This window comes from Staphylococcus auricularis, from assembly GCF_051172115.1.
In the GTDB taxonomy this organism is placed as follows: Bacteria; Bacillota; Bacilli; order Staphylococcales; family Staphylococcaceae; genus Staphylococcus; species Staphylococcus auricularis_A.
The window spans coordinates 487,628-507,900 of sequence record NZ_JBPIZN010000001.1; the positions used below are offsets into that span (position 1 = coordinate 487,628).

The window sequence follows — 20,273 nt, forward strand, 5'->3', positions numbered from 1 at the left end:
TGGTTCAAACCGTTTTTTCTTTATACATGATTGAATTTAACTCCACAAATTTTTGTGTCCCGATTTGGCTTGCTGCTCAGCCTGTTGAAAGACAGCTCTATATTTACCATTTGGCGCAAAATATTTTTCTCTCGCAAGCCCTTCTTTAACGAGTTGTTCATTGTATAATGTCTCTTTATCTAGCCATACATACGCTAATCTTCGACCGTAGCGATCCTCTTTTTCTTTATCATATTCTAGGTAAACATCTTTATTTGTAAGTTTGGACTTCGTATACTTTGAAGCCTCTTTCCCGTAAGGCTGGACGGGTGTATTCGGTTTAACCGTTTCCGGTGTATCGATACCGATTAACCGAACTTTAATATGTTGATTTGATTCATCTTGTGCAATAAACGTATCACCATCAACCACTCGTTCGACATGCACTTTCTCAGTATTGTAAGGTCCATCAGATGTGGATGAAGCTAGAAATTTAAAAGGTCCTGTTTGATTTAAAAATTGAAAGCCAAGTACAAGAATGACGATAGCTGTTACGACGATGATTGCTAATTTTTTATTACCTTTCAACTGAATTCCACTCCTATTTACGTTATCGCTTTATCATATAAGACAGACAAAGACTCGTCAATTCATTTTTTTCATCTCAAAAAATTCCTTCAATAAACTTTTAAAACTGTCTCTAAAGTGGTTTACTTTAATTGATTTCTGCATGTTATAATAAAAACGATTGGAGTGAAATCATTGAGTATTTGGAAAGAAAATATGATGACCATTATCGCCGTTGTCATCGCAATCATCGTAGGTGTGACGATACAACAAGTTTATGACTTACCATTAATTGTAACAGCTGTCATCTCATTAGTATTAGGATTATTCGTCGGCTTTATCGTCAGAACGATTTCTGCCATCGTGGGTAAACACAATGAGAAGAAAAATAATAAATAAATGCGCTATGCTATCGACACGGACCTAATAAAACCAACTTATATCACAGTATCAAATAATAAGACTAAAACAACTTTATCCCACTCACAGGATAAAGTTGTTTTTATATAGGTATCAATTCACTATGCCTTTTAGTCCTTCTTGTTGCGTTTCGTCATAAAATAACTAATCAATGAAACCGCTAAAATAAAGATAAATATTTTCATGTTCGCACCTCTCTAGCTTGATCATATATAACTTATTATAACAAAAAGCGACCCAGGTCACTTTTCAAAATGAACTGGGTCGCTTACTAACGCTCACCAAACTATTAATATTGTTTCATGTATTGTTCGCGTTCCCATTCAGAAACTTGTGTTCTGTAATAATCCCATTCTAATGATTTAGAATGAATGAATTGGTTGTAAATGTGATCTCCCATCGCTTTTTTAATCGTTTCGTTACTACGCATCGCTTTAAGTGCTGTATAAAGTGTTGATGGTAGATCTTCTACACCGATAGATTCTCTTTCTTCGCGATTCATTTCATAAATGTTTTGATTAACAGGTTCTGGTACTTCTAATTTATTTTTAATACCATCTAAACCAGCTTCTAAGATTGCAGCGAGTGCCATGTAAGGGTTAGCTGCAGGGTCAACTGAACGGATTTCTACACGTGTAGATAAACCTCTTGAAGTTGGTACACGAACAAGTGGTGAACGGTTTTTACCGCTCCAAGCAATATAGCAAGGTGCTTCATATCCTGGTACTAAACGTTTGTAAGAGTTCACGAGTGGATTACAAACAGCTGTGTAACCACGTGCATTTTTAAGAATACCTGCGATGAAATGGTAAGCATCTTTTGTTAATTGTAAGTCACCATCTGGATCAAAGAATGCATTTTCTTTACCTTTGAAGAGTGATACGTTGAAGTGCATACCGCTACCATTTACGCCATATAATGGTTTAGGCATAAATGTCGCATGAAGGTTATGTTTACGTGCGATGGTTTTAACAACAAGTTTAAATGTTTGAATGTTATCACAAGCCGTTACTGCATCTGCATATTTAAAGTCGATTTCGTGTTGTCCTGGTGCAACTTCATGGTGACTTGCTTCGATATCAAAGCCCATATCTTCAAGCTCTAACACGATATCACGACGACAGTTTTCACCTAAGTCTGTAGGTGCTAAGTCAAAGTAACCCCCGTCATCATTTAGTTCTAAAGTAGGTTCACCTTTTTCATCTAATTTGAATAAGAAGAATTCAGGTTCAGGTCCTAAGTTTAAATCTGTGAATCCAAGGTCTTTCATTTCTTTAAGTACACGTTTTAAGTTAGAGCGTGGGTCTCCTTCAAATGGTGTACCGTCTGTTTTGTAGACGTCACAAATTAAACGTGCCACTTTTCTTTGACCTGCTGTCCATGGGAAAATAACCCAAGTATCAAGGTCAGGATAGAGATACATATCAGATTCCTCAATACGTACGAAACCTTCAATGGATGAACCGTCAAACATCATTTCGTTATCCAATACTTTTTCTAACTGACTTACTGGAACTTCCACATTTTTAATCGTTCCTAAAATATCAGTAAATTGTAAGCGTAAATATCTTACATTTTCTTCTTTTGCAAATTTTCTAATATCATCTTTTGTAAAAGTAGTCTTTGGCATGTGTAACTTCCTCCAGTGATTTAGTGTATAAAGCGTGACAGGTCACCACGATTAATCGGTGTAGATGGACTAAGTGGCTTTTGAGTCGCCTCTACAAACATTTGCTTTCTAAGTTCTTTTTCATCGTTAGAAAGATGATCATGTTCTTCATTAATGATTTGTTTCACTGTTTTCATATTGAATCCTTTTTCCATTAGTTGTTTGATATGTAGCAGTTGCTCAACATCATTAAGAGAAAAGAGACGCTTATTACCTGCAGATCTTTCTGGTTTAATAAGTTCAAAAGTTTCATAATATCGTATTTGTCGTGCTGAAAGTTCTGTCAATTTGCTTACAATACTCATAGAGAACACGGCCATATTACGTCTTAAACTATCTCGGGACTGCAACAACCTCACCTCTATTCTGAACTTATGTTTAATTTAGCACACTTTATAGGTGATTTCAAAAATATGTAAGGTTTCCTGACATGAAACGATAAAACCGCGTCAAAACAATGTTTTTAAAGCGTCAATTTATCTACTTAACACGAAATCTACACCAGAAATAAAAAAGATTGAGACACATCAAAATATGTCTCAATCTTTAGGTAATGAGATTAAACCTTCATCTATTAATCGTTTAACAGCGCGTGTAATCGCTAGTTTCACATGTTCATAAGTAAGGCCACCTTGAATATAAGCTTCATACGGCGGTCTGATTGGTCCATCAGCAGATAATTCAATGGAAGATCCTTGTACAAACGTACCAGCCGCCATAATCACATCATCTTCATAACCCGGCATGTATGCGGGCTCTGGACTAAAATGCGCATTGATGGGTGAAGCATGCTGAATACTTTGACAGAATTGAATCATTTGCTCAGCAGTATCAAATTGAACTGTCTGAATCAAATCAGTTCTCGGTGTTTGGTAAGACGGTGACGTATGCATGTTTAATTTTTCAAGTAATAGACTCGTAAAGAGTGCACCTTTTAAGCTTTGGCTCACGACATGCGGTGCAAGGAAGAAGCCTTGATACATTTCAGGCAAACTAGCTAAAGAGGCCCCTGCTTCTTTCCCGATGCCAGGTGCGGTTAATCGGTAGCCGCATCGTTCAATTAAATCTGCGCGACCAACGATATAACCTCCGATTTTAGCGAGACCACCACCAGGATTTTTAATGAGTGAACCTGCCATAAGGTCCGCGCCACATTCAATTGGTTCTCTACGTTCGACAAATTCACCATAACAATTGTCGACAAAAATAATGATGTCAGGATATTGTGCTTTAATGGCTTTGATCGCTTGCTCTATTTGACTCACGGTAAGTGAAGGGCGTTGATCATACCCTTTTGAACGTTGAATCGCGATCACTTTCGTTTGAGCATTAATTTCCTTTAATACCCGTTCAATATCAATCGTTTCATCTTTCAACGGAATATTACGATATTGTACTCCATGTTCTTGTAAACTTTCGACACCATTACCATTCACCCCTATAACTTCTAACAGTGTGTCATAAGGATCACCTGTAATATAGAGTAGCTCATCATTATATTTTAAAGTGCTTTGTAAAGCGAGCGTAATGGCATGCGTACCGGAAATAATTTGCGGTCTCACCAAGGCATCTTCAGCTTTAAACGTATGCGCATAAACCGCTTCTAAGTGATCACGTCCCATATCGTCATAACCATAACCGGTCGTGCCTTGTAAATCACTTTCTGCAATTTTGACTTCGTGAAATGCATCTAATACCTTTTCTTGATTGAAATATGCATTTGCTTCGATTTCTTTAAAATAAGGTGAGAGTGTATCCTCTACGGATGCCACCAATTGTGATAAATCTGTCATTACATTAACTTCCTTCTATTCTTTACTGTAACCTGTCACTTCATAACAGTTTTCATTTTCATTAAAATTAATTTCAGAAACTAGCGTGTGTTGTTTCAGAAAATAGAGTCTATCTGCATCGGTACTTGGTACTGTTTCTTCGTAAGCGTGAAGGGTTTGTTTAATTTTTTGATATAAAAATGACTTCACTTGAGCTAAATCTGCATTATCATGAGCAGAAACAAAAATAGAATCGTTCGATACAGACGGCCATTCTGCTTTGGCTAAATCTTTCTTATTAAAAATAACGGCTTGAGGAATGTGTGACATATCGAGCTCATCTAAGATGCGATTTACTGTCTCATATTGTGTTCGATATTCTTCGTGACTTGCATCTACCACATGTAGTAATAGGTCTGCATTTTTTGCTTCTTCTAATGTTGATTTAAAAGCAGCCACAAGCGCTGTTGGTAACTTTTGAATGAAACCAACTGTATCTGAAATAATGAGGTTAAAGCCCTGATTGATTTGTATTTGTCGTGTCTTAGGATCTAAGGTTGCGAACAAAATATCTTTCTCAAACGTGCCTGCATCAGAGAGTTGATTAAACCAAGTTGATTTTCCAGCATTCGTATAACCTACTAATGCGACTTGATAGACTTGGTTTTGCTGACGTTTATTGCGATAACGTTCACGGTGTGCGACAACGGTTTCGAGTTGGTGTTTAATTTCATTGATTCTCGTTCTAATGTGTCGACGATCCATTTCTAATTTGGTTTCACCAGGTCCACGCGTACCAATGCCACCACCTAGACGAGAAAGACTTTGTCCATGCCCTTGTAAACGCGGTAAGAGATAATCGAGCTGCGCGAGTTCTACTTGCAACTTACCTTCTTTACTTTGCGCACGTAACGCAAATATTTCTAAAATTAACTGCGTTCGGTCAATGATTTTGATGTTGAGATTGCCATTTAACGCTTTCGATTGTGCTGTCGTCAACTCATCATTTGTTACGACCACATCGATATCGTTCGCTTCAATGTAAGCTTTAATTTCGGCTAGTTTACCTTTACCGACGTAATATTTATGATCAAAGTGTTCACGGTTTTGTTCAAACTGTGCTTCCACTGTGAGTCGACATGTTTCTGATAAAGCTTTGAGTTCTTCCATTGTCGAAGTAAAATCAAACTGGTCTTCTTCTTGTGCATTCACACCGACAATGATTGCTGTTTCGTTCGGATTCGTTGTTGAATGTGAAGTAAATTGGGTCAAATATGCTCACCTCTTTTGATCATTCTAAGCCATTCTATCATAGTGTGTCTATCAAGACTACAACGTGAATCTGTGTTACATTAAAATAAAGTGAGGCGATAAATCATGTCTATCTACGATATTGAAGTACCTAAAACGAACGGAGAAAATTATAAACTAGAAGCTTACAAAGACTACGTCATATTAATCGTAAATACAGCGAGTGAATGTGGTTTTACACCACAATTCGAGGGGCTACAAGCACTCTATGAAAAATATAAAGACAAAAAATTTGTAGTTCTTGGGTTCCCATGTAACCAATTCGGTAAACAAGAACCTGGATCCGGCGAAGAAGCTACACAAAATTGTAAAATCAATTATGGTGTATCGTTCCCTATGCATGAAAAAATCAAAGTAAATGGACCAGAACAACATCCGCTTTATCAACATTTAAAACAAGCGAAAAACGGTTTCTTAGGTGAAAAAATAAAATGGAATTTCACTAAGTTTCTAATCAATAGAGACGGCGAAGTCATCAACCGCTTCGCACCACAAAAGAAACCAAGTCAAATAGAATCTAGTATCGAAGCATTATTATAACGTTTGTCCTGCTTTTTCATCGATATCTTATTTAACGTAAATACCATTTGAATATCAATCCCTTGCACGTATACAAGATGCGCTCAAGGGATTTTTATGTATGAGTAATTTGGTTTATGAAGCACAATTCACTTCGCTCGATTGATAGCTCTTCGCTGTGAGATAGAAACAAAAAATACGAGATAGGAACACAGTTACATTTATAGTGCCAGCTGATAAATTGGACAACCCTGTGTCTTTAATCAGCTTAAAATGCTTTTATTATCCATATCGTTATCGATATTTAACATAGCACTTGACTGCTTCCAATCTCGTATAAAAATTCACTTTAACCTTGCTTAAATTTCAACTGAAATTATGCTTCATTAGCGTTCTCTGTTGTAAAAGTACTGATCGCATGTTTGTAAATAAAGTGTTGTCGACCTTGTGAGTGAAGACAAACCACATATTTATCAAAGTCTTCGATAATACCTTTCATCTGGAACCCATTAACTAAAAAGACAACAACTTCTGTCTTATCAGCTTTAAATTGCCCTAGGAATTGGTCTTGGATGTTGTTTGTAGTAGTCATGTTAAGTACTCCTTTTCTTTATTTGGGCTGAGACCTCATCTAACATTAATGAAAGTGATATTTTCTCTGTATCATACCATTCGACATCGAGTTTATTTTTAAACCAAGTCATTTGGCGTTTAGCATAATTTCTAGAATGTTGTTTCAACTTCGTGACAGCATCCTCTAAATTCATACTACCTTCCACTACTGGTACCATTTCTTTATAACCTATAGCTTGCATGCTTTGGCAGCTGCCATAACCATGCTTGACGAGACGTTTCACTTCATCATATAAGCCGTGGGTCAACATTATATCCACGCGTTTATTTATCCGCTTATATAAAGTGTCGCGCGACATTTCCATCCCTAATAATAATGTATCATAATTCGGCTCACTTTGTGTCACTTTCTTTCGAGAACTTATAACTTTTTTTGTTTTTAAGTAATATTCGATCGCACGGCGTACTCTTTTTCGATTATTGGGATGAATATCGTCAGCAGATTTAGGGTCAAACGTGCCAAGATACGCATGTAATTCCTCATTTGATAGCTGATCGAGCTGTTCCATTTGTGATTGAACTTGTTGCATTTTCTCATCTGACACTGTTTCATCATCAAATGCATAATCATAGATTAACGATTGAATATATAAACCAGTGCCTCCAACTATAATGGGTATTTTTCCGTGTTGCAAGACGGTTACAATCGCTTGTTCGGCATACTGTTTAAAATCAAAAGCGGAGAATGTTTCATCTGGATTTAAAATATCGATCAAATAATGCGGAATGTCCTCTTTTTCATCTTCTGTCACCTTAGCAGTACCAATATCCATACCACGATACACTTGCATGGAATCCCCACTAATAATTTCACCATTAATCCGTTTCGCTAGCTCTATGCTGAACTGTGTTTTACCCACAGCGGTTGGTCCCACAATCACTACGATAAATGGTTTATGTTGCGTCACGTTGATAATCTCCTTTTCATCCTAAACTCTCATTTTTGTTGTAGACGTTGAAGCCATTGGAATAAGTGTTTCCAAGTGATCGTATCACTGTCATCAAATAAAATTTCATGACGTTTATTGGGATAGAGTTGAACAGTAATATCGTTAAAGCCTGCTCTGATGTATTCACGATATAAATGCTTCACGCCCTTACCATAGTTACTCACCGGATCCTCTTCTCCCGACATGAGTAAAATGGGAATATTATAATCTATCTGTTCAAGTGCACGTGTAGCGCTTGTTTCAATCATCGTATCCATCGTTTCATAGATGAGTTGATTAGATACGAGGAATCCTGTATAGGGATCATTTTCAAATCGATCTACATGTTCTGAATTCGTGTCTAACCAATCATTCGAAGTTCGGTGGGGGTTAATTTTTTTATTAAACGAATGATATACGATTTGATTTAGCCATGGCAATAATGTTGATTTACCCGTCATAATAATAACGAGATCTAACAAACGACGTGCCGGTCTTGCCATCCACAATGGATATTGCGGTGTACCTGAGAGAATAAGCCCATCTAATGTTTCACTATACTGTTCCATATAACGACGAGCGATGAGTGATCCCATCGAGTGACCTAACACGATATAAGGCAGTTGTGCATAGTTAGAAGAGAGGGTTTGATAGATTTCATATGCATCGGTTGCTGCTTGTTTAAAACTATCGATATGACCGCGTGTCGTTTCATCGATATGTATACCGTGGCCTCGATGATGGTGACGAAGCACGTCATATCCTGCTTCATTCAGCGCTGTCACTAAGCGGTTGTACCGATGAAAATGTTCCGCCATACCGTGAAAAATATGTATTAATCCTAGCACTTGTGTTTGTTCCGTTTGATTCAGTTTAGCTTCTAACACAGTACCATCTTGTACTGTTATATTAAATGCATGTTCTATCACCTGTTCCGCCTCCTTCCATAATTTAACAGCACACTTACTATTAAAAAATATACCTTGAAGTGACTTTAATTTCAAATAGATGATGAAATCAGCTTGTTTGCTGCCCGAACTTGTTGCATTTCTATCATCTTTCAACATAAAAAACGTCACAGAAATCTACTTCGCATTGTTCGATTTCTGTGACATCTTCTTTATAAATAATTAAGTTTTGCTAACGTATTAATTCGTTATTTTATTCTTTTTCGGCAGGTTGGTCGTTACCTGTACGTGCTTCGTCGATCGCTTTATCTAATTCTTGCATGTATGCTTCTTTTTGAGCATCTATATAACCTAAAAGTTGTGCCATCACTTTGACTACATCATTTTTATATTTCAAGACATCTGAAATGTTGAAGTATAATTTACCAGTACGACGCACTAAGAAGTCAGTTGGTTTATAAACCATTTCGTAACGGATAGCGTAAACAAGTTCTGTATACATATCTAATGGTAAGCCTGATGTTTGATATTGTGCAGTTTGTGCAATTTCAAATAAATCTTTTGCATTTGAACCATATTTACTAGCAAAGTGACGTGCAAGTTCTGCATCTAATTGATATTTTTTAGCGAGTTCTACTTGATCTTCAACGAAAGTATCGAAGTTAGCACTACCGCCTACATCACCGCCTGAAATAGGTAAGTGTTTCGTTTCACATGGTTTAAATTTAAGACCGTATTCTTTTTTCAAGCGTTTTGCTAATAAGTCTACGATTTCTAATGCCATGTGACGGTAACCTGTTAATTTACCACCAGCGATTGTTAAGAGGCCTGATTTACCTTCCCAAACTTCGTCTTTACGAGAGATTTCTGAAGGGTCTTTACCTTCTTCTAAAATAAGCGGTCTCACACCAGCCCAAGAAGATTCGATATCTTCGTCTTTCGCTTCAACTTCAGGGAACATGTAGTTTAATGCATCGAGTAAATAAGCTCTGTCCTCTGGTGTCGCAAGTGGTGATGTTTTATCGTTATTATAGAAAGTATCTGTTGTACCGATATAAGCTTTGTCTTCACGTGGAATCGCAAAGATCATACGGCCATCACTTTCAGTATCAAAGTAAACAGCTTGGCGTAATGGGAATTTAGATTGATCTAGCACAATGTGTACCCCTTTAGTTAAGCGGAGGTTTTTGTTGTTACGTGCGTAGTCACCGCTACGTACTTCATCTACCCATGGACCTGCAGCGTTGATAACTTTTTTAGCTTTGATATCAAACACTTCGTTAGTAAGAACGTCGCGTGCTTGAATACCATTCACTTTTTCATTTGAATCATAAGTGAAATGTTCTGATTTCACATAGTTGATGATTGTCGCACCTTTTTCTTCAGCACGTTTCATGACTTCCATTGTTAAACGTGCATCATCTGTACGATATTCAACGTAGTAGCCGCCACCTTTAAGGCCATCTTTTTTCACTAGCGGTTCTTTATCTAATGTTTGTTTTTTATTTAACATTACTTTACGTTCTGATTTTTTAACACCTGCTAAGCGGTCATACATCGTTAAACCAACACCTGCTGTGAAGTTACCTAGATTACTGCCTTTGTGGAATGGTAATAACATTTTTTCAGGTGTTGTCACGTGAGGACCATTTTCATAAACGATCGCTCTTTCACGACCTGTTTCTTTAACGACCCCTACTTGTAATTGTTGAAGATAACGAAGGCCACCATGAACTAATTTTGTTGAACGTGAGCTTGTACCTTGGGCAAAGTCTTGCATTTCTACTAATGCGACTTTCATACCACGTTGGCTCGCGTCTAATGCGATACCTGCACCTGTGATGCCCCCACCGATGATGACAGCGTCGTATGATTCTTCGTCTCTTAATTGTTTTTTGATTTGATCTCTATTTAGTGTAGATAAACTCATAGATATTACGCCTCCTAATAGTAAAAAAAGAGAGAGCTATCCCATACATATCATATTGTACGAACAGTTCTCTCAATTCTCAACTTCATTAATATTAACTTGACTTCATTCTAGCATAGTCCATGAATTCAAGTCTATTGATTTAATCTTCTAATTTAAAGACTTGAGTTGCTTCAACTGCTTTTTTCCAACCTTTATAAAGTTTTTCACGGTGGTCTTCTTCCATTTCAGGTAAAAATTCTTTATCGAGTTGCCAACGATCTTCGATGTCGTCTTTATTATCCCAGAAATCAACGGCTAAACCTGCAAGATATGCGGCACCTAGTGCTGTTGTTTCATTAATTTCTGGACGTTCCACACCGACATTTAATAAGTCTGATTGGAATTGCATGATGAAGTTGTTTTTAACTGCACCACCATCAACACGAAGATTGTTCACTTTGATACCAGAATCTTTTTCCATGGCTTCTAATACATCTCGTGTTTGATAGCAAAGTGATTCGAGTGTTGCACGAATGAAATGCTCTTTAGAGGTACCACGTGTTAAACCAAAGATTGAACCTCGTGCATCTGAATCCCAGTACGGTGTACCAAGACCGACGAATGCAGGAACGAAGTAAACACCATCAGTAGAATCGACACGTTTGGCATAATCTTCAGTTGCAGGTGCTGAATCAATCATACGCAAGCCATCACGTAACCATTGGATTGCTGAACCAGATACAAAGATTGAACCTTCTAACGCATAGTAGACTTTACCATCGATACCATAAGCAATCGTTGTAAGTAAGCCGCTTTCAGAAGTTACAGCTTCTTCACCTGTATTCATCAACATGAAACCACCTGTACCGTACGTATTTTTTACGTCACCACGGTTAAAGCATGCTTGACCGAATAAAGCAGCTTGTTGGTCTCCGGCAATACCTGCGATCGGTACAGATTCACCAAAGAAGTGATAATCGATAGTATGTGCATAGACTTCACTAGATGCTTTTACTTCAGGTAACATACTTTCTGGCACTTCTAAAATATCTAATAGTTCTTTATCCCATTCAAGATCATGAATATTGTAAAGTAATGTACGGCTTGCATTTGTGTAATCCGTGATATGTGCATGACCGCCAGATAATTTCCATACGAGCCAAGAATCAATCGTACCAAATAGAAGATCGCCGTTTTCAGCTTTTTCTCTAGCACCATCTACGTGATCTAAAATCCATTTTACTTTTGTACCCGCAAAATAAGGATCTAGTAACAAGCCCGTTTTTTGATGGAATTTTTCTTCTAAGCCTTTATCTTTTAACTCTTGTACGATGCTTTGAGTTTGGCGAGATTGCCAGACAATCGCATTATAAATAGGTCGACCTGTATTTTTATCCCAAACGACCGTTGTTTCACGTTGGTTTGTAATACCGATACCTGCGATTTGTTGTGGGTAGACATTTTCTTCATTGATGACTTCAGCAATGACAGATAAAACAGATGTCCAAATTTCATTCGCATCATGTTCTACCCAACCAGAATGTGGAAAGTATTGTTTAAATTCACGTTGCGCCACACCTTTAATCGTACCATCTTGGTTAAATAGAATTGCTCTAGAACTTGTTGTTCCTTGGTCTATAGATAAAATATATTTTTCCATGATCATTCTCCCTTTCGTCTATCAACTGAACATACGATATAACGGCGTGTGTTATTACCATACCTTCAATTGAGATGTTTTGAACTCAATCAATATACGCTAGATGAAATAGAGCATCTAGCAAACATTACCCTTAATATATAGATTCAATTCGCCCTGATTTATCGCGTTTGTTCATGATCAAGCCGACGATCAATGTCAAGATGACAATGACAATGCTTAAGACCGTCATACTATCAAATATACCTTTAAATAGGACTCGGTAAACAGCTGCACCAAACATGCCCCCTGCAATCGGTCCTAATACTGGAACAATCGCATAGCTCCAATCAGAACCGCCTTTGCCTTTTATCGGTAAGAACGCATGTGCAATTCTAGGGCCTAAGTCACGCGCAGGGTTGATCGCGTAACCTGTTGTACCACCTAAGCTGACACCAATTGCTAAGATTAATGCACCCACGATGAGTGGATTTAAGCCATCAGCAATTTTGTTCATACCGATGTACAATAAGCCTAAAACTAAAACCGCAGTACCGATGATTTCACTAATAAAGTTAGCGAAATAATTTCGGATTGCAGGCGCTGTAGAAAATACGCCCAATTTCGTCGGTCTATCTTCTGTCACTTTCCAGTGTGGTAAGTACATTAGCCATACGAGTACAGCACCAAAAATACCACCTAAAATTTGGCAAATGATGTATCCAGGTACCATGCTCCAAGCAAGTGAACCATCCATAGCAAATGCTAATGTAACGGCTGGATTTAAGTGTGCACCAGAAATATCACCAACGGCATAAGCACCCATAGCAACACCGAGTGCCCAACCCACAGCGATGACAATCCAGTCAGCACCGTTTGCAGCACTACGCTTTAAATTGACATTTGCGCAGACACCGCCTCCCAATAAAATCAAGATTGCTGTCCCTAAGAACTCAGCAACATATTCATTCATAATGTATCCTCCTTAAAAAAAGAGACTCCTACCACGAGTAGCCAAAATATCCGAAATATCTCAGGCTGTCATTGCAGAAATCTCCTATCTCCATCTGTTTATTAACTTGATTTTTATTTTATACCTACGTTGTAAGCGTTGTCAAACGTTTTTGTAAAAAAGTTGTCATAATTTAAAGCGTTTTCGCATAGGTTACCACAGTGCACGCTTGCTCGTTGTCACGAGATGTGCACCATAGTCGACGGCTGTATCGATCTCCACTTCATCACTAATCAACCCACCTGCAATTACTGGAATCTGTGTCGCTTCTTTAATTTGTTGAATCGCTTTACTTGCGACACCAGGCAACACTTCCACGTAATCCGGTTCTGTACGTTGAATGAGTTGAATGCTGCGTTCTAAGGCATGACTATCAATAATAAATACTCTTAATACAGTCACTGTGTCGAGATCTTTGGCACGTTTAATGACTTTTGTTTTCGTTGAAATGATGCCTTTTGGTTTATAATTTTGAATGATGTATTCACAAGCAAATTCATCATGACTCATCCCTTTAATCAAATCTATATGAATAAAGGTTTCGATCTGTTCTTTTTTAAGATAATTAAAAATACCATCTAAATGTCCAATATGTGTATCAAGCAATACACATGATCGATAATCTGTTTGGACAAATTTTTCCATATCTTTCATATTTCTTATCGCTGGTAAAATATGTGGTTTCACTAGTAGAGGTCATCTCCTTTAAACTCAATCAATCATGTGTATGACATTTGTTCATACGATTTAATACAAATTCACGATAATGTTTAAAAAACGTCATGGATTAAACAATACGTTTGAATAAACGTTCTAATTCATAATTAGAAAAATTGATAATAATCGGTCTGCCATGTGGGCAAGTAAATGGATCTTCAGCTTGACGAAGTTGATCAATTAAATCAGCCATTTCATTATTTTTGAGATAATGGTTGGCTTTAATAGAGCGTTTACAACTCATCATAATCGCTGCTTCTTCTCGAATTTTTTTCACTTCTACTTTTTTATGCTCTAAGACATAGTCAATCATATCTTTGATAATGTCTTCGGCTTCATTTGTTGGGAACCAAACTGGATAACTATCCACGATGTAATCATTGCCACCAAACGGTTCGAGATGCACGCCCACTTTATCTAGTTCATCTTTATATTGTTCAATAATCATTTTTTCATCGCGTGAAAAATGAAACGTTAATGGAATCAATAAATTCTGAACCTCATTGGTTACTTCACCTATTTTATCTCTGAAGTACTCGTATTTGATACGTTCTTGTGCTGCATGTTGGTCAATCATGTACATACCGTCTTCATTTTGAGCAATAATGTATGTGCCATGAACTTGGCCAACGACTTCCATATATGGTACCCGACGATGTGGTGACTGATTCGTCGCATCTTTAATATCATCATTTTCGTGTTTTTCGTCTTCAGAAGGAGTTAAATCCGCTTCCCCCTCCATGTCTTGAAGTAACTCACGTTGTGCTTGATTGTAATCGTCTTGTGTCGTCGCTGTTTCCGCTATTTCATCATCGTGTTTTGTCAAGCTATTATCAGAATAGCGATAAGTTGGCTCATTATCATTCTGAGTTTCTGAAGAAGATTGTGGTGTAGTATCGTTTTGCGAAGGTTCAGCTTTGTTTTCATTCTCTTTTGATTCTGTTTCTTGAGATTGTGTGTCTTGTTGCTGCTGATGAAAATCCATTTTTTGTTGTTCAAATTGTTCTAAAACTTTATGTTTTTTATCAAATTGTTTCATGTTGTTGTGCGGTATTAAAATGCGATCTTTAAATGCTTCACGAATTTTTTCGACAATCAAATCATAGAGTTGGGACTCTTTAGATAGTCTCACTTCTAGTTTTGTCGGATGAACATTCACATCGACTAAGATCGGATCCATCGTAATATTGATATAACAAATCGGATAACGACCAACCATGAGCAATGTATGATAACCTTCAACAATGGCCTTATCTAAGACGAAGTTTTTAATATAGCGGCCGTTGATAAAAATTGAAATATAATGTTTGTTGCTGCGCGAATGCTCAGGTTTTGCGACATAACCTTCTAGGTGATAGTCACTTGTATCTCCTGAAATATGCACTAAATCTTTCGCTACTTTCATTCCGTAGACTTCTGCCATCACTTCATTAGTACGACCTGAACCATTGGTGCGCAACACTTTCTTACCATCAGAATAAAGAGAGATTCGTATATCTGGATGACTCATAGCCATACGATTAACGATATCCGTGATTTTTCCTAATTCAGTATACAGACTTTTAATATATTTCAATCGTGCTGGCGTATTATAGAACAGAGACTCTACGAATATATCAGTACCGCGTTTTGCTTTAGCAGGTTTTTGTTCGACAATTTGACCGTTCTCAGCATACACTTCATGTCCTTCTTCGCCATCAGTACATGTCGTCAATGTGACTTTCGCAACAGATGCAATACTCGCTAAGGCTTCCCCTCTAAAGCCAAGGGTACGAATATGGAACAAATCGTCATCGTGGTCAAGCTTACTTGTTGCATGACGATGAAACACTAAATCTAAGTCATCTGCTTCAATGCCTGTACCATTATCTACGACACGAATCGATTGAATTCCTGATTGCTCGACTTCGATATTAATTTCAGTTGCCTTAGCATCAATCGCATTTTCAAGTAGTTCTTTGACGACAGAACCTGGACGTTCAACAACCTCTCCAGCTGCAATTTTATTTGCTAAAGACGTTTGTAATTCTTTAATATGACCCACGCTCATCCTCCTCTACTTTAATTGATTTTGTAATTCATTTAATTTCACGAGTGCTTCAATCGGTGTCATATTGGATAAATTCAATGCTTTAATTTGGCGTTCAACTTCACTTTGTTCTGGCGGTTCGTTAAACAAGTCAAAGGCAGCTTGTTCAAATTGTGGTTCTTCAAGTTTCGGCTCAGAATCTGTTCTATGAGGCGCTTCAACTTGTGATTCGCGTGCCTCATTCGCTGTCTTATGAGGTATTTCAGCTTGCGATTCATGTCTTTCATCTTGGGTCGATGACTTGTCTTCCTTAGTTGTTGCTTGACTCTGTTCTTGAGGTGGTACATGTGTCGTCTCTATCGTGTCATGTTGTTCAAAGGCATCAAGTATCACTTGCGCACGCTCTATGATTTCATCCGGTAATTCCGCTAATTTCGCAACTTGAATCCCATAACTATCATCTACTGCACCATCTTTTACTTTGTGAAGAAAGATGAGTTGGCCTTGATATTCACTCGCTGCCACATGAACATTTTTCAAACCGTTAAGTGATTGATCTAGTGTTGTTAATTCATGATAATGGGTTGAGAATAATGTCTTCGCATGTGAGGTTTGCGCCACATATTCAATCATTGCTTGTGCGAGTGCGAGTCCATCATATGTCGATGTACCACGGCCGATTTCATCAAAGATAATTAAACTATCTTTCGTCGCATGTGCAAGCGCATTTTGTGCTTCTAACATTTCTACCATGAAGGTACTTTTTCCTGATACGAGGTCATCTGCAGCTCCAATCCGTGTAAAGATTTGATCAAATATAGGCAGCGTAGCAGCTTCACATGGCACATAAGAACCCATTTGAGCCATAATACTTATAATTGCGACCTGTCTCATGTAGGTTGATTTCCCTGACATGTTCGGTCCAGTAATCAAGTAGATAAATGTATCTTCATCAAGATGACAGTCATTCGGTACATAATCGTTGTGATCCATGACACGCTCTACCACAGGGTGTCTAGATTCGTTTAATGATAAAGTTTTGTCCTTACTGAACTCTGGTCGTGTATAGTTGTACCGTTGTGCGATTTCCGCAAAGCTTTGTAAACAATCAAGCTCTGATATCACTTTAGCTTGTTGTTGTAATCGTTCGGTATATTGTTGAACGGTTTCTCTCAATTCGACAAATAGTTCATATTCTAAATCCACGGCTTTATCTTCTGCACCTAAAATGAGGTCTTCTTTCTCTTTTAATTCGTCAGTAATAAACCGTTCCGCGTTTGATAATGTTTGTTTACGATGATAACCATAGGCTGCTGGGTCAAAACCTTGTAAGTTCGCACGTGTTATTTCTATAAAGTAACCAAACACTTTATTAAAGCTAATTTTCAACGATTTAATGCCTGTACGTTCACGTTCTTTCGTTTGTAATTGCGCTAACCATGACTTGCCATTTTGTGATGCTTCGAGATATTCATCGAGTTGACTATTGAAACCTTCCTTAAATAAGCCTCCGTCTTTGACAGAAATCGGCGGTTCATCTACTAAACTATTTTCTAATAATGCGAGCAAATCATCTAACGGTTCGAGGTCTGAAAATTGATTAACAACCGCTTCATCCATTTCCATCAGCACGGATTGAATACGAGGAATTTCAGCTATGGAATGTTTCAATTGGATTAAGTCTCTCGCATTCACATTACCGTAACTCACACGTCCGACCAGTCGTTCGATATCGTACACGTGTGTTAAATATTCACGTAGTGTATCGCGCTCAATGAAGTGTTGTAAAAATTGTTCAACCATATTGAGTCGCGTTTCGATTTGTTGTTGATGAATCAACGGACGATCGATCCATTGTTTCAAACGTCTTGCACCCATAGGCGTTTGGGTTTCATCCATGAGCCATAACAACGTGCCTTTTTTTGATTTCAATCGCATACTTTCAGTTAATTCCAAGTTGCGTTTCGCATAGTAGTCCATTTTCATAAAATCAACCGCTTCATACGGTTCGACATTTTCAATATGAGAAAGGTCTCTCTTTTGCGTATGATGGATATAATCTAGTAGTAATTGTGTCGCGTCATACATCACTTGAACGTCGTTCGTATTTTCATCGTATGAGGCATCTGAGATATTTTCTACGACGGTGATTGTTTCTGTTGTGGTAGATATTTGGCGTTTTAATGTATCTTCAATCTCTTGTTGCACGACAATTTCATTCGGATTAATCGTCGTAATTTCATTGATGAGTGTAGCTTCATCCTCAAACTGTGTAACTTTCAACTCACCCGTAGAGACGTCGCAGTAACTTAAGGCGTAATGATTACCATCAAATATATAACTAAGAATATAATTGTTTTGTTTCTCATCTACGCCACCTTGTTCCATGACGGTACCTGGTGTAACGACACGTATCACTTCACGTTTTACCATGCCTTTAGTCTGTTTAGGGTCTTCCATTTGTTCACAAATAGCTACCTTATAGCCATTATTTATGAGCGTTTCGATATAACTTTCTGAAGAATGATACGGGACCCCACACATCGGAATAGGATTTTCTTTTTTAGCATCCCTTTTTGTTAACGTTATTTCAAGTACACGAGAGGCCTCTTTCGCATCATCGAAGAACATTTCATAAAAGTCGCCTAATCTAAAAAATAATAAACAATCTTGATATTGAGATTTTATTTCTAAGTATTGTTTCATCATTGGAGTAACATTTGCCATAAATCTATTTCACGACCCTTTTTCTAATTAAAAATTTAAACTGATTTGTTCGTATATCGTTACGTTTTATTTCGAATATTTATGTTATTTTTTCCTGGTTAATCGAAGTTTATAACTATTAAATTTTAACATATATCGGCGTGTAAATCCCATCGTTACATTTGCCCCAAATGATAAAAGACTAGGACATCACACTGCCCTAGTCTCCGAAATGCATGCAAATCAACGTAGTGTCTAACTATTTAATAAAGCGATCTAAGATGCCTTTTTTCTTCAAAATCATCAAAATGACATAACTGATTGCAGCACCAATTACACTAGATAAAATAAATGCAATCATGAGTGGTTTAACGGCGAAATCCCCTAAACCGATGACCCATGCAACAGGTATACACATTAAACTACCAATAATACCTGTACCGATCACTTCCCCTACCGCTGCCATAAATATATGTCGACGATATAAGTAAAATATACTTGCTAAAAAGACGCCAATCATACTACCTGGAAATGCAAAAGCACTTCCGGTATTAAATAATATGCGTAACACCGATAAGATAAACGCTTGTGCTAAGCCATACCACGGGCCGACGAATACTGCGCACAATACGTTAATTAAATGTTGAATTGGTGCAGCTTTAATCGGTCCAAGGGGAATAATAATAAAACTACTGAGCACGATATTAATCGCGATTAATATTGATGTTAATGTTAATTTTTTAGTATTCATCTTTCGCACCACCGTCCCTAACTTTTGTTGTGATCTTCATCTGAGTATTCACTTTGTTGATTCAATCGGTCGGCCATGGTTGAAATCATCATTTGCAAGATGTTGTTCGCTTCAGCTTGTGCCTCACGAAATTCCTCTACGATTGGAATGCGATTGATTTCATCTTCAAGATGCTGGATACGTGCCTCAGATTGTTTCAGTGCTTCTGTTTTGCCGTAATTTTGTAAATTAACCGATTGTTTTTGTGAGCGTTTCAATTGTTTCATATTTTGGTCGATTGATTGATTCGCATGAATTTGTTTTTCAATTGAGCGATAATCAGAAATCTCTGGCAATGCTTTTATTTTCTCGCTTAATTGATCTGCTTCAGCTAAAATATCTTCTTTATTATACATTATCCTGTCACCATCGCTTCGTGTTCTTGAAGGAACGTACCATTCAGTGATTTGTACCATTGGATATCGATTTCCACATTCACGCGTTTACCATTCATCTTTTCAGGTGCGCTAAAATTAACGCTTTTACTTTGATCGGTATCACCTGCGAATATGTTATCGTCTCTCTTATTTTCACCCTCACATAATACTGTGACGACCTCATTTTCATATTGTTGCATCGCTTCACTAGAATAATATGAAATTTTGTTAGTTAAGACATTTAACGTCGTTTCTGTTCTTTGTCCTTCATTCAAAGTAAAAACCCTTTCTCGTCACGACTTTTAAGCATGACTTTTTCATGTTCATTCACGTTGTTGTATGCCCTTAATCACTCATTAATTATATTAAACTTAAGGATAAAGT

18 protein-coding genes and 1 pseudogene are annotated in these 20,273 nt (G+C 37.4%); 2 read left to right on the top strand and 17 right to left on the bottom strand.

The window, feature by feature from the left end; all coding sequences use genetic code 11:
* Positions 1-36 precede the first annotated feature (36 nt).
* Positions 37-567: a thermonuclease NucI gene (nucI, locus tag ACSBRB_RS02430; protein WP_435031456.1), complete on the bottom strand. Its 531-nt coding sequence runs from the start codon at positions 565-567 to the stop codon at positions 37-39.
* 174 nt (positions 568-741) lie between these two features.
* On the opposite strand from nucI, the gene ACSBRB_RS02435 reads away from it, so the two are divergent.
* Positions 742-945, top strand: a complete 204-nt coding sequence (locus ACSBRB_RS02435) for a LapA family protein (RefSeq protein ID WP_435031457.1) — start codon at positions 742-744, stop codon at positions 943-945.
* Between the two features lie 310 nt (positions 946-1,255).
* Here ACSBRB_RS02435 and glnA read toward each other — a convergent pair whose 3' ends face one another.
* The 4 genes from glnA to hflX form a co-directional block, all read right to left on the bottom strand.
* Complete coding sequence (gene glnA / locus ACSBRB_RS02440; RefSeq protein WP_435031458.1) at positions 1,256-2,596, bottom strand: type I glutamate--ammonia ligase; 1,341 nt, start codon at positions 2,594-2,596, stop codon at positions 1,256-1,258.
* 20 nt (positions 2,597-2,616) lie between these two features.
* Positions 2,617-2,955 carry a MerR family transcriptional regulator gene (locus ACSBRB_RS02445; protein WP_435031785.1) on the bottom strand — a complete coding sequence of 113 codons (339 nt, stop codon included), beginning with the start codon at positions 2,953-2,955 and terminating at the stop codon, positions 2,617-2,619.
* 219 nt (positions 2,956-3,174) lie between these two features.
* A complete protein-coding gene (locus ACSBRB_RS02450; protein WP_435031459.1) occupies positions 3,175-4,428 on the bottom strand; it encodes a methionine gamma-lyase family protein in 1,254 nt (417 codons plus the stop codon).
* Positions 4,429-4,443: 15 nt separating this feature from the next.
* Entirely contained in the window at positions 4,444-5,679 is a 1,236-nt protein-coding gene (gene hflX / locus ACSBRB_RS02455) for a GTPase HflX (protein ID WP_435031460.1), read from the bottom strand.
* Positions 5,680-5,784: 105 nt separating this feature from the next.
* On the opposite strand from hflX, the gene ACSBRB_RS02460 reads away from it, so the two are divergent.
* Positions 5,785-6,258, top strand: a complete 474-nt coding sequence (locus ACSBRB_RS02460) for a glutathione peroxidase (RefSeq protein WP_435031461.1) — start codon at positions 5,785-5,787, stop codon at positions 6,256-6,258.
* A gap of 355 nt (positions 6,259-6,613) precedes the next feature.
* Here ACSBRB_RS02460 and hfq read toward each other — a convergent pair whose 3' ends face one another.
* From hfq to ACSBRB_RS02520, 12 genes and pseudogenes are all read right to left on the bottom strand, one after another.
* Positions 6,614-6,829 carry an RNA chaperone Hfq gene (hfq, locus tag ACSBRB_RS02465; protein ID WP_059106912.1) on the bottom strand — a complete coding sequence of 72 codons (216 nt, stop codon included), beginning with the start codon at positions 6,827-6,829 and terminating at the stop codon, positions 6,614-6,616.
* A 1-nt stretch (position 6,830) separates the two neighbouring features.
* Positions 6,831-7,778 carry a tRNA (adenosine(37)-N6)-dimethylallyltransferase MiaA gene (miaA, locus tag ACSBRB_RS02470; protein ID WP_435031462.1) on the bottom strand — a complete coding sequence of 316 codons (948 nt, stop codon included), beginning with the start codon at positions 7,776-7,778 and terminating at the stop codon, positions 6,831-6,833.
* A 29-nt stretch (positions 7,779-7,807) separates the two neighbouring features.
* Positions 7,808-8,728: an alpha/beta fold hydrolase gene (locus ACSBRB_RS02475; protein WP_435031463.1), complete on the bottom strand. Its 921-nt coding sequence runs from the start codon at positions 8,726-8,728 to the stop codon at positions 7,808-7,810.
* A gap of 232 nt (positions 8,729-8,960) precedes the next feature.
* Positions 8,961-10,637 carry a glycerol-3-phosphate dehydrogenase/oxidase gene (locus tag ACSBRB_RS02480; protein ID WP_435031464.1) on the bottom strand — a complete coding sequence of 559 codons (1,677 nt, stop codon included), beginning with the start codon at positions 10,635-10,637 and terminating at the stop codon, positions 8,961-8,963.
* A 142-nt stretch (positions 10,638-10,779) separates the two neighbouring features.
* Positions 10,780-12,279: a glycerol kinase GlpK gene (glpK, locus tag ACSBRB_RS02485; protein WP_435031465.1), complete on the bottom strand. Its 1,500-nt coding sequence runs from the start codon at positions 12,277-12,279 to the stop codon at positions 10,780-10,782.
* Positions 12,280-12,412: 133 nt separating this feature from the next.
* Positions 12,413-13,231: an MIP/aquaporin family protein gene (locus ACSBRB_RS02490; protein ID WP_435031466.1), complete on the bottom strand. Its 819-nt coding sequence runs from the start codon at positions 13,229-13,231 to the stop codon at positions 12,413-12,415.
* Positions 13,232-13,423: 192 nt separating this feature from the next.
* Positions 13,424-13,957, bottom strand: coding sequence for a glycerol-3-phosphate responsive antiterminator (locus ACSBRB_RS02495; RefSeq protein ID WP_435031467.1), 534 nt, complete (start codon positions 13,955-13,957; stop codon positions 13,424-13,426).
* A 100-nt stretch (positions 13,958-14,057) separates the two neighbouring features.
* Positions 14,058-16,031, bottom strand: coding sequence for a DNA mismatch repair endonuclease MutL (mutL, locus tag ACSBRB_RS02500; RefSeq protein ID WP_435031468.1), 1,974 nt, complete (start codon positions 16,029-16,031; stop codon positions 14,058-14,060).
* Between the two features lie 287 nt (positions 16,032-16,318).
* Positions 16,319-18,743, bottom strand: a pseudogene (gene mutS, locus ACSBRB_RS02505) (DNA mismatch repair protein MutS); the annotation flags it as partial.
* Positions 18,744-18,981: 238 nt separating this feature from the next.
* Positions 18,982-19,473, bottom strand: a complete 492-nt coding sequence (gene thiW / locus ACSBRB_RS02510) for an energy coupling factor transporter S component ThiW (RefSeq protein WP_435031469.1) — start codon at positions 19,471-19,473, stop codon at positions 18,982-18,984.
* A 17-nt stretch (positions 19,474-19,490) separates the two neighbouring features.
* Positions 19,491-19,868, bottom strand: coding sequence for a YlbF/YmcA family competence regulator (locus ACSBRB_RS02515; protein WP_435031470.1), 378 nt, complete (start codon positions 19,866-19,868; stop codon positions 19,491-19,493).
* Positions 19,868-20,164: a TRAM domain-containing protein gene (locus ACSBRB_RS02520; protein ID WP_435031471.1), complete on the bottom strand. Its 297-nt coding sequence runs from the start codon at positions 20,162-20,164 to the stop codon at positions 19,868-19,870. Before ACSBRB_RS02520 ends, ACSBRB_RS02515 begins: the two co-directional genes overlap by 1 nt.
* Between the last annotated feature and the right edge of the window lie 109 nt (positions 20,165-20,273).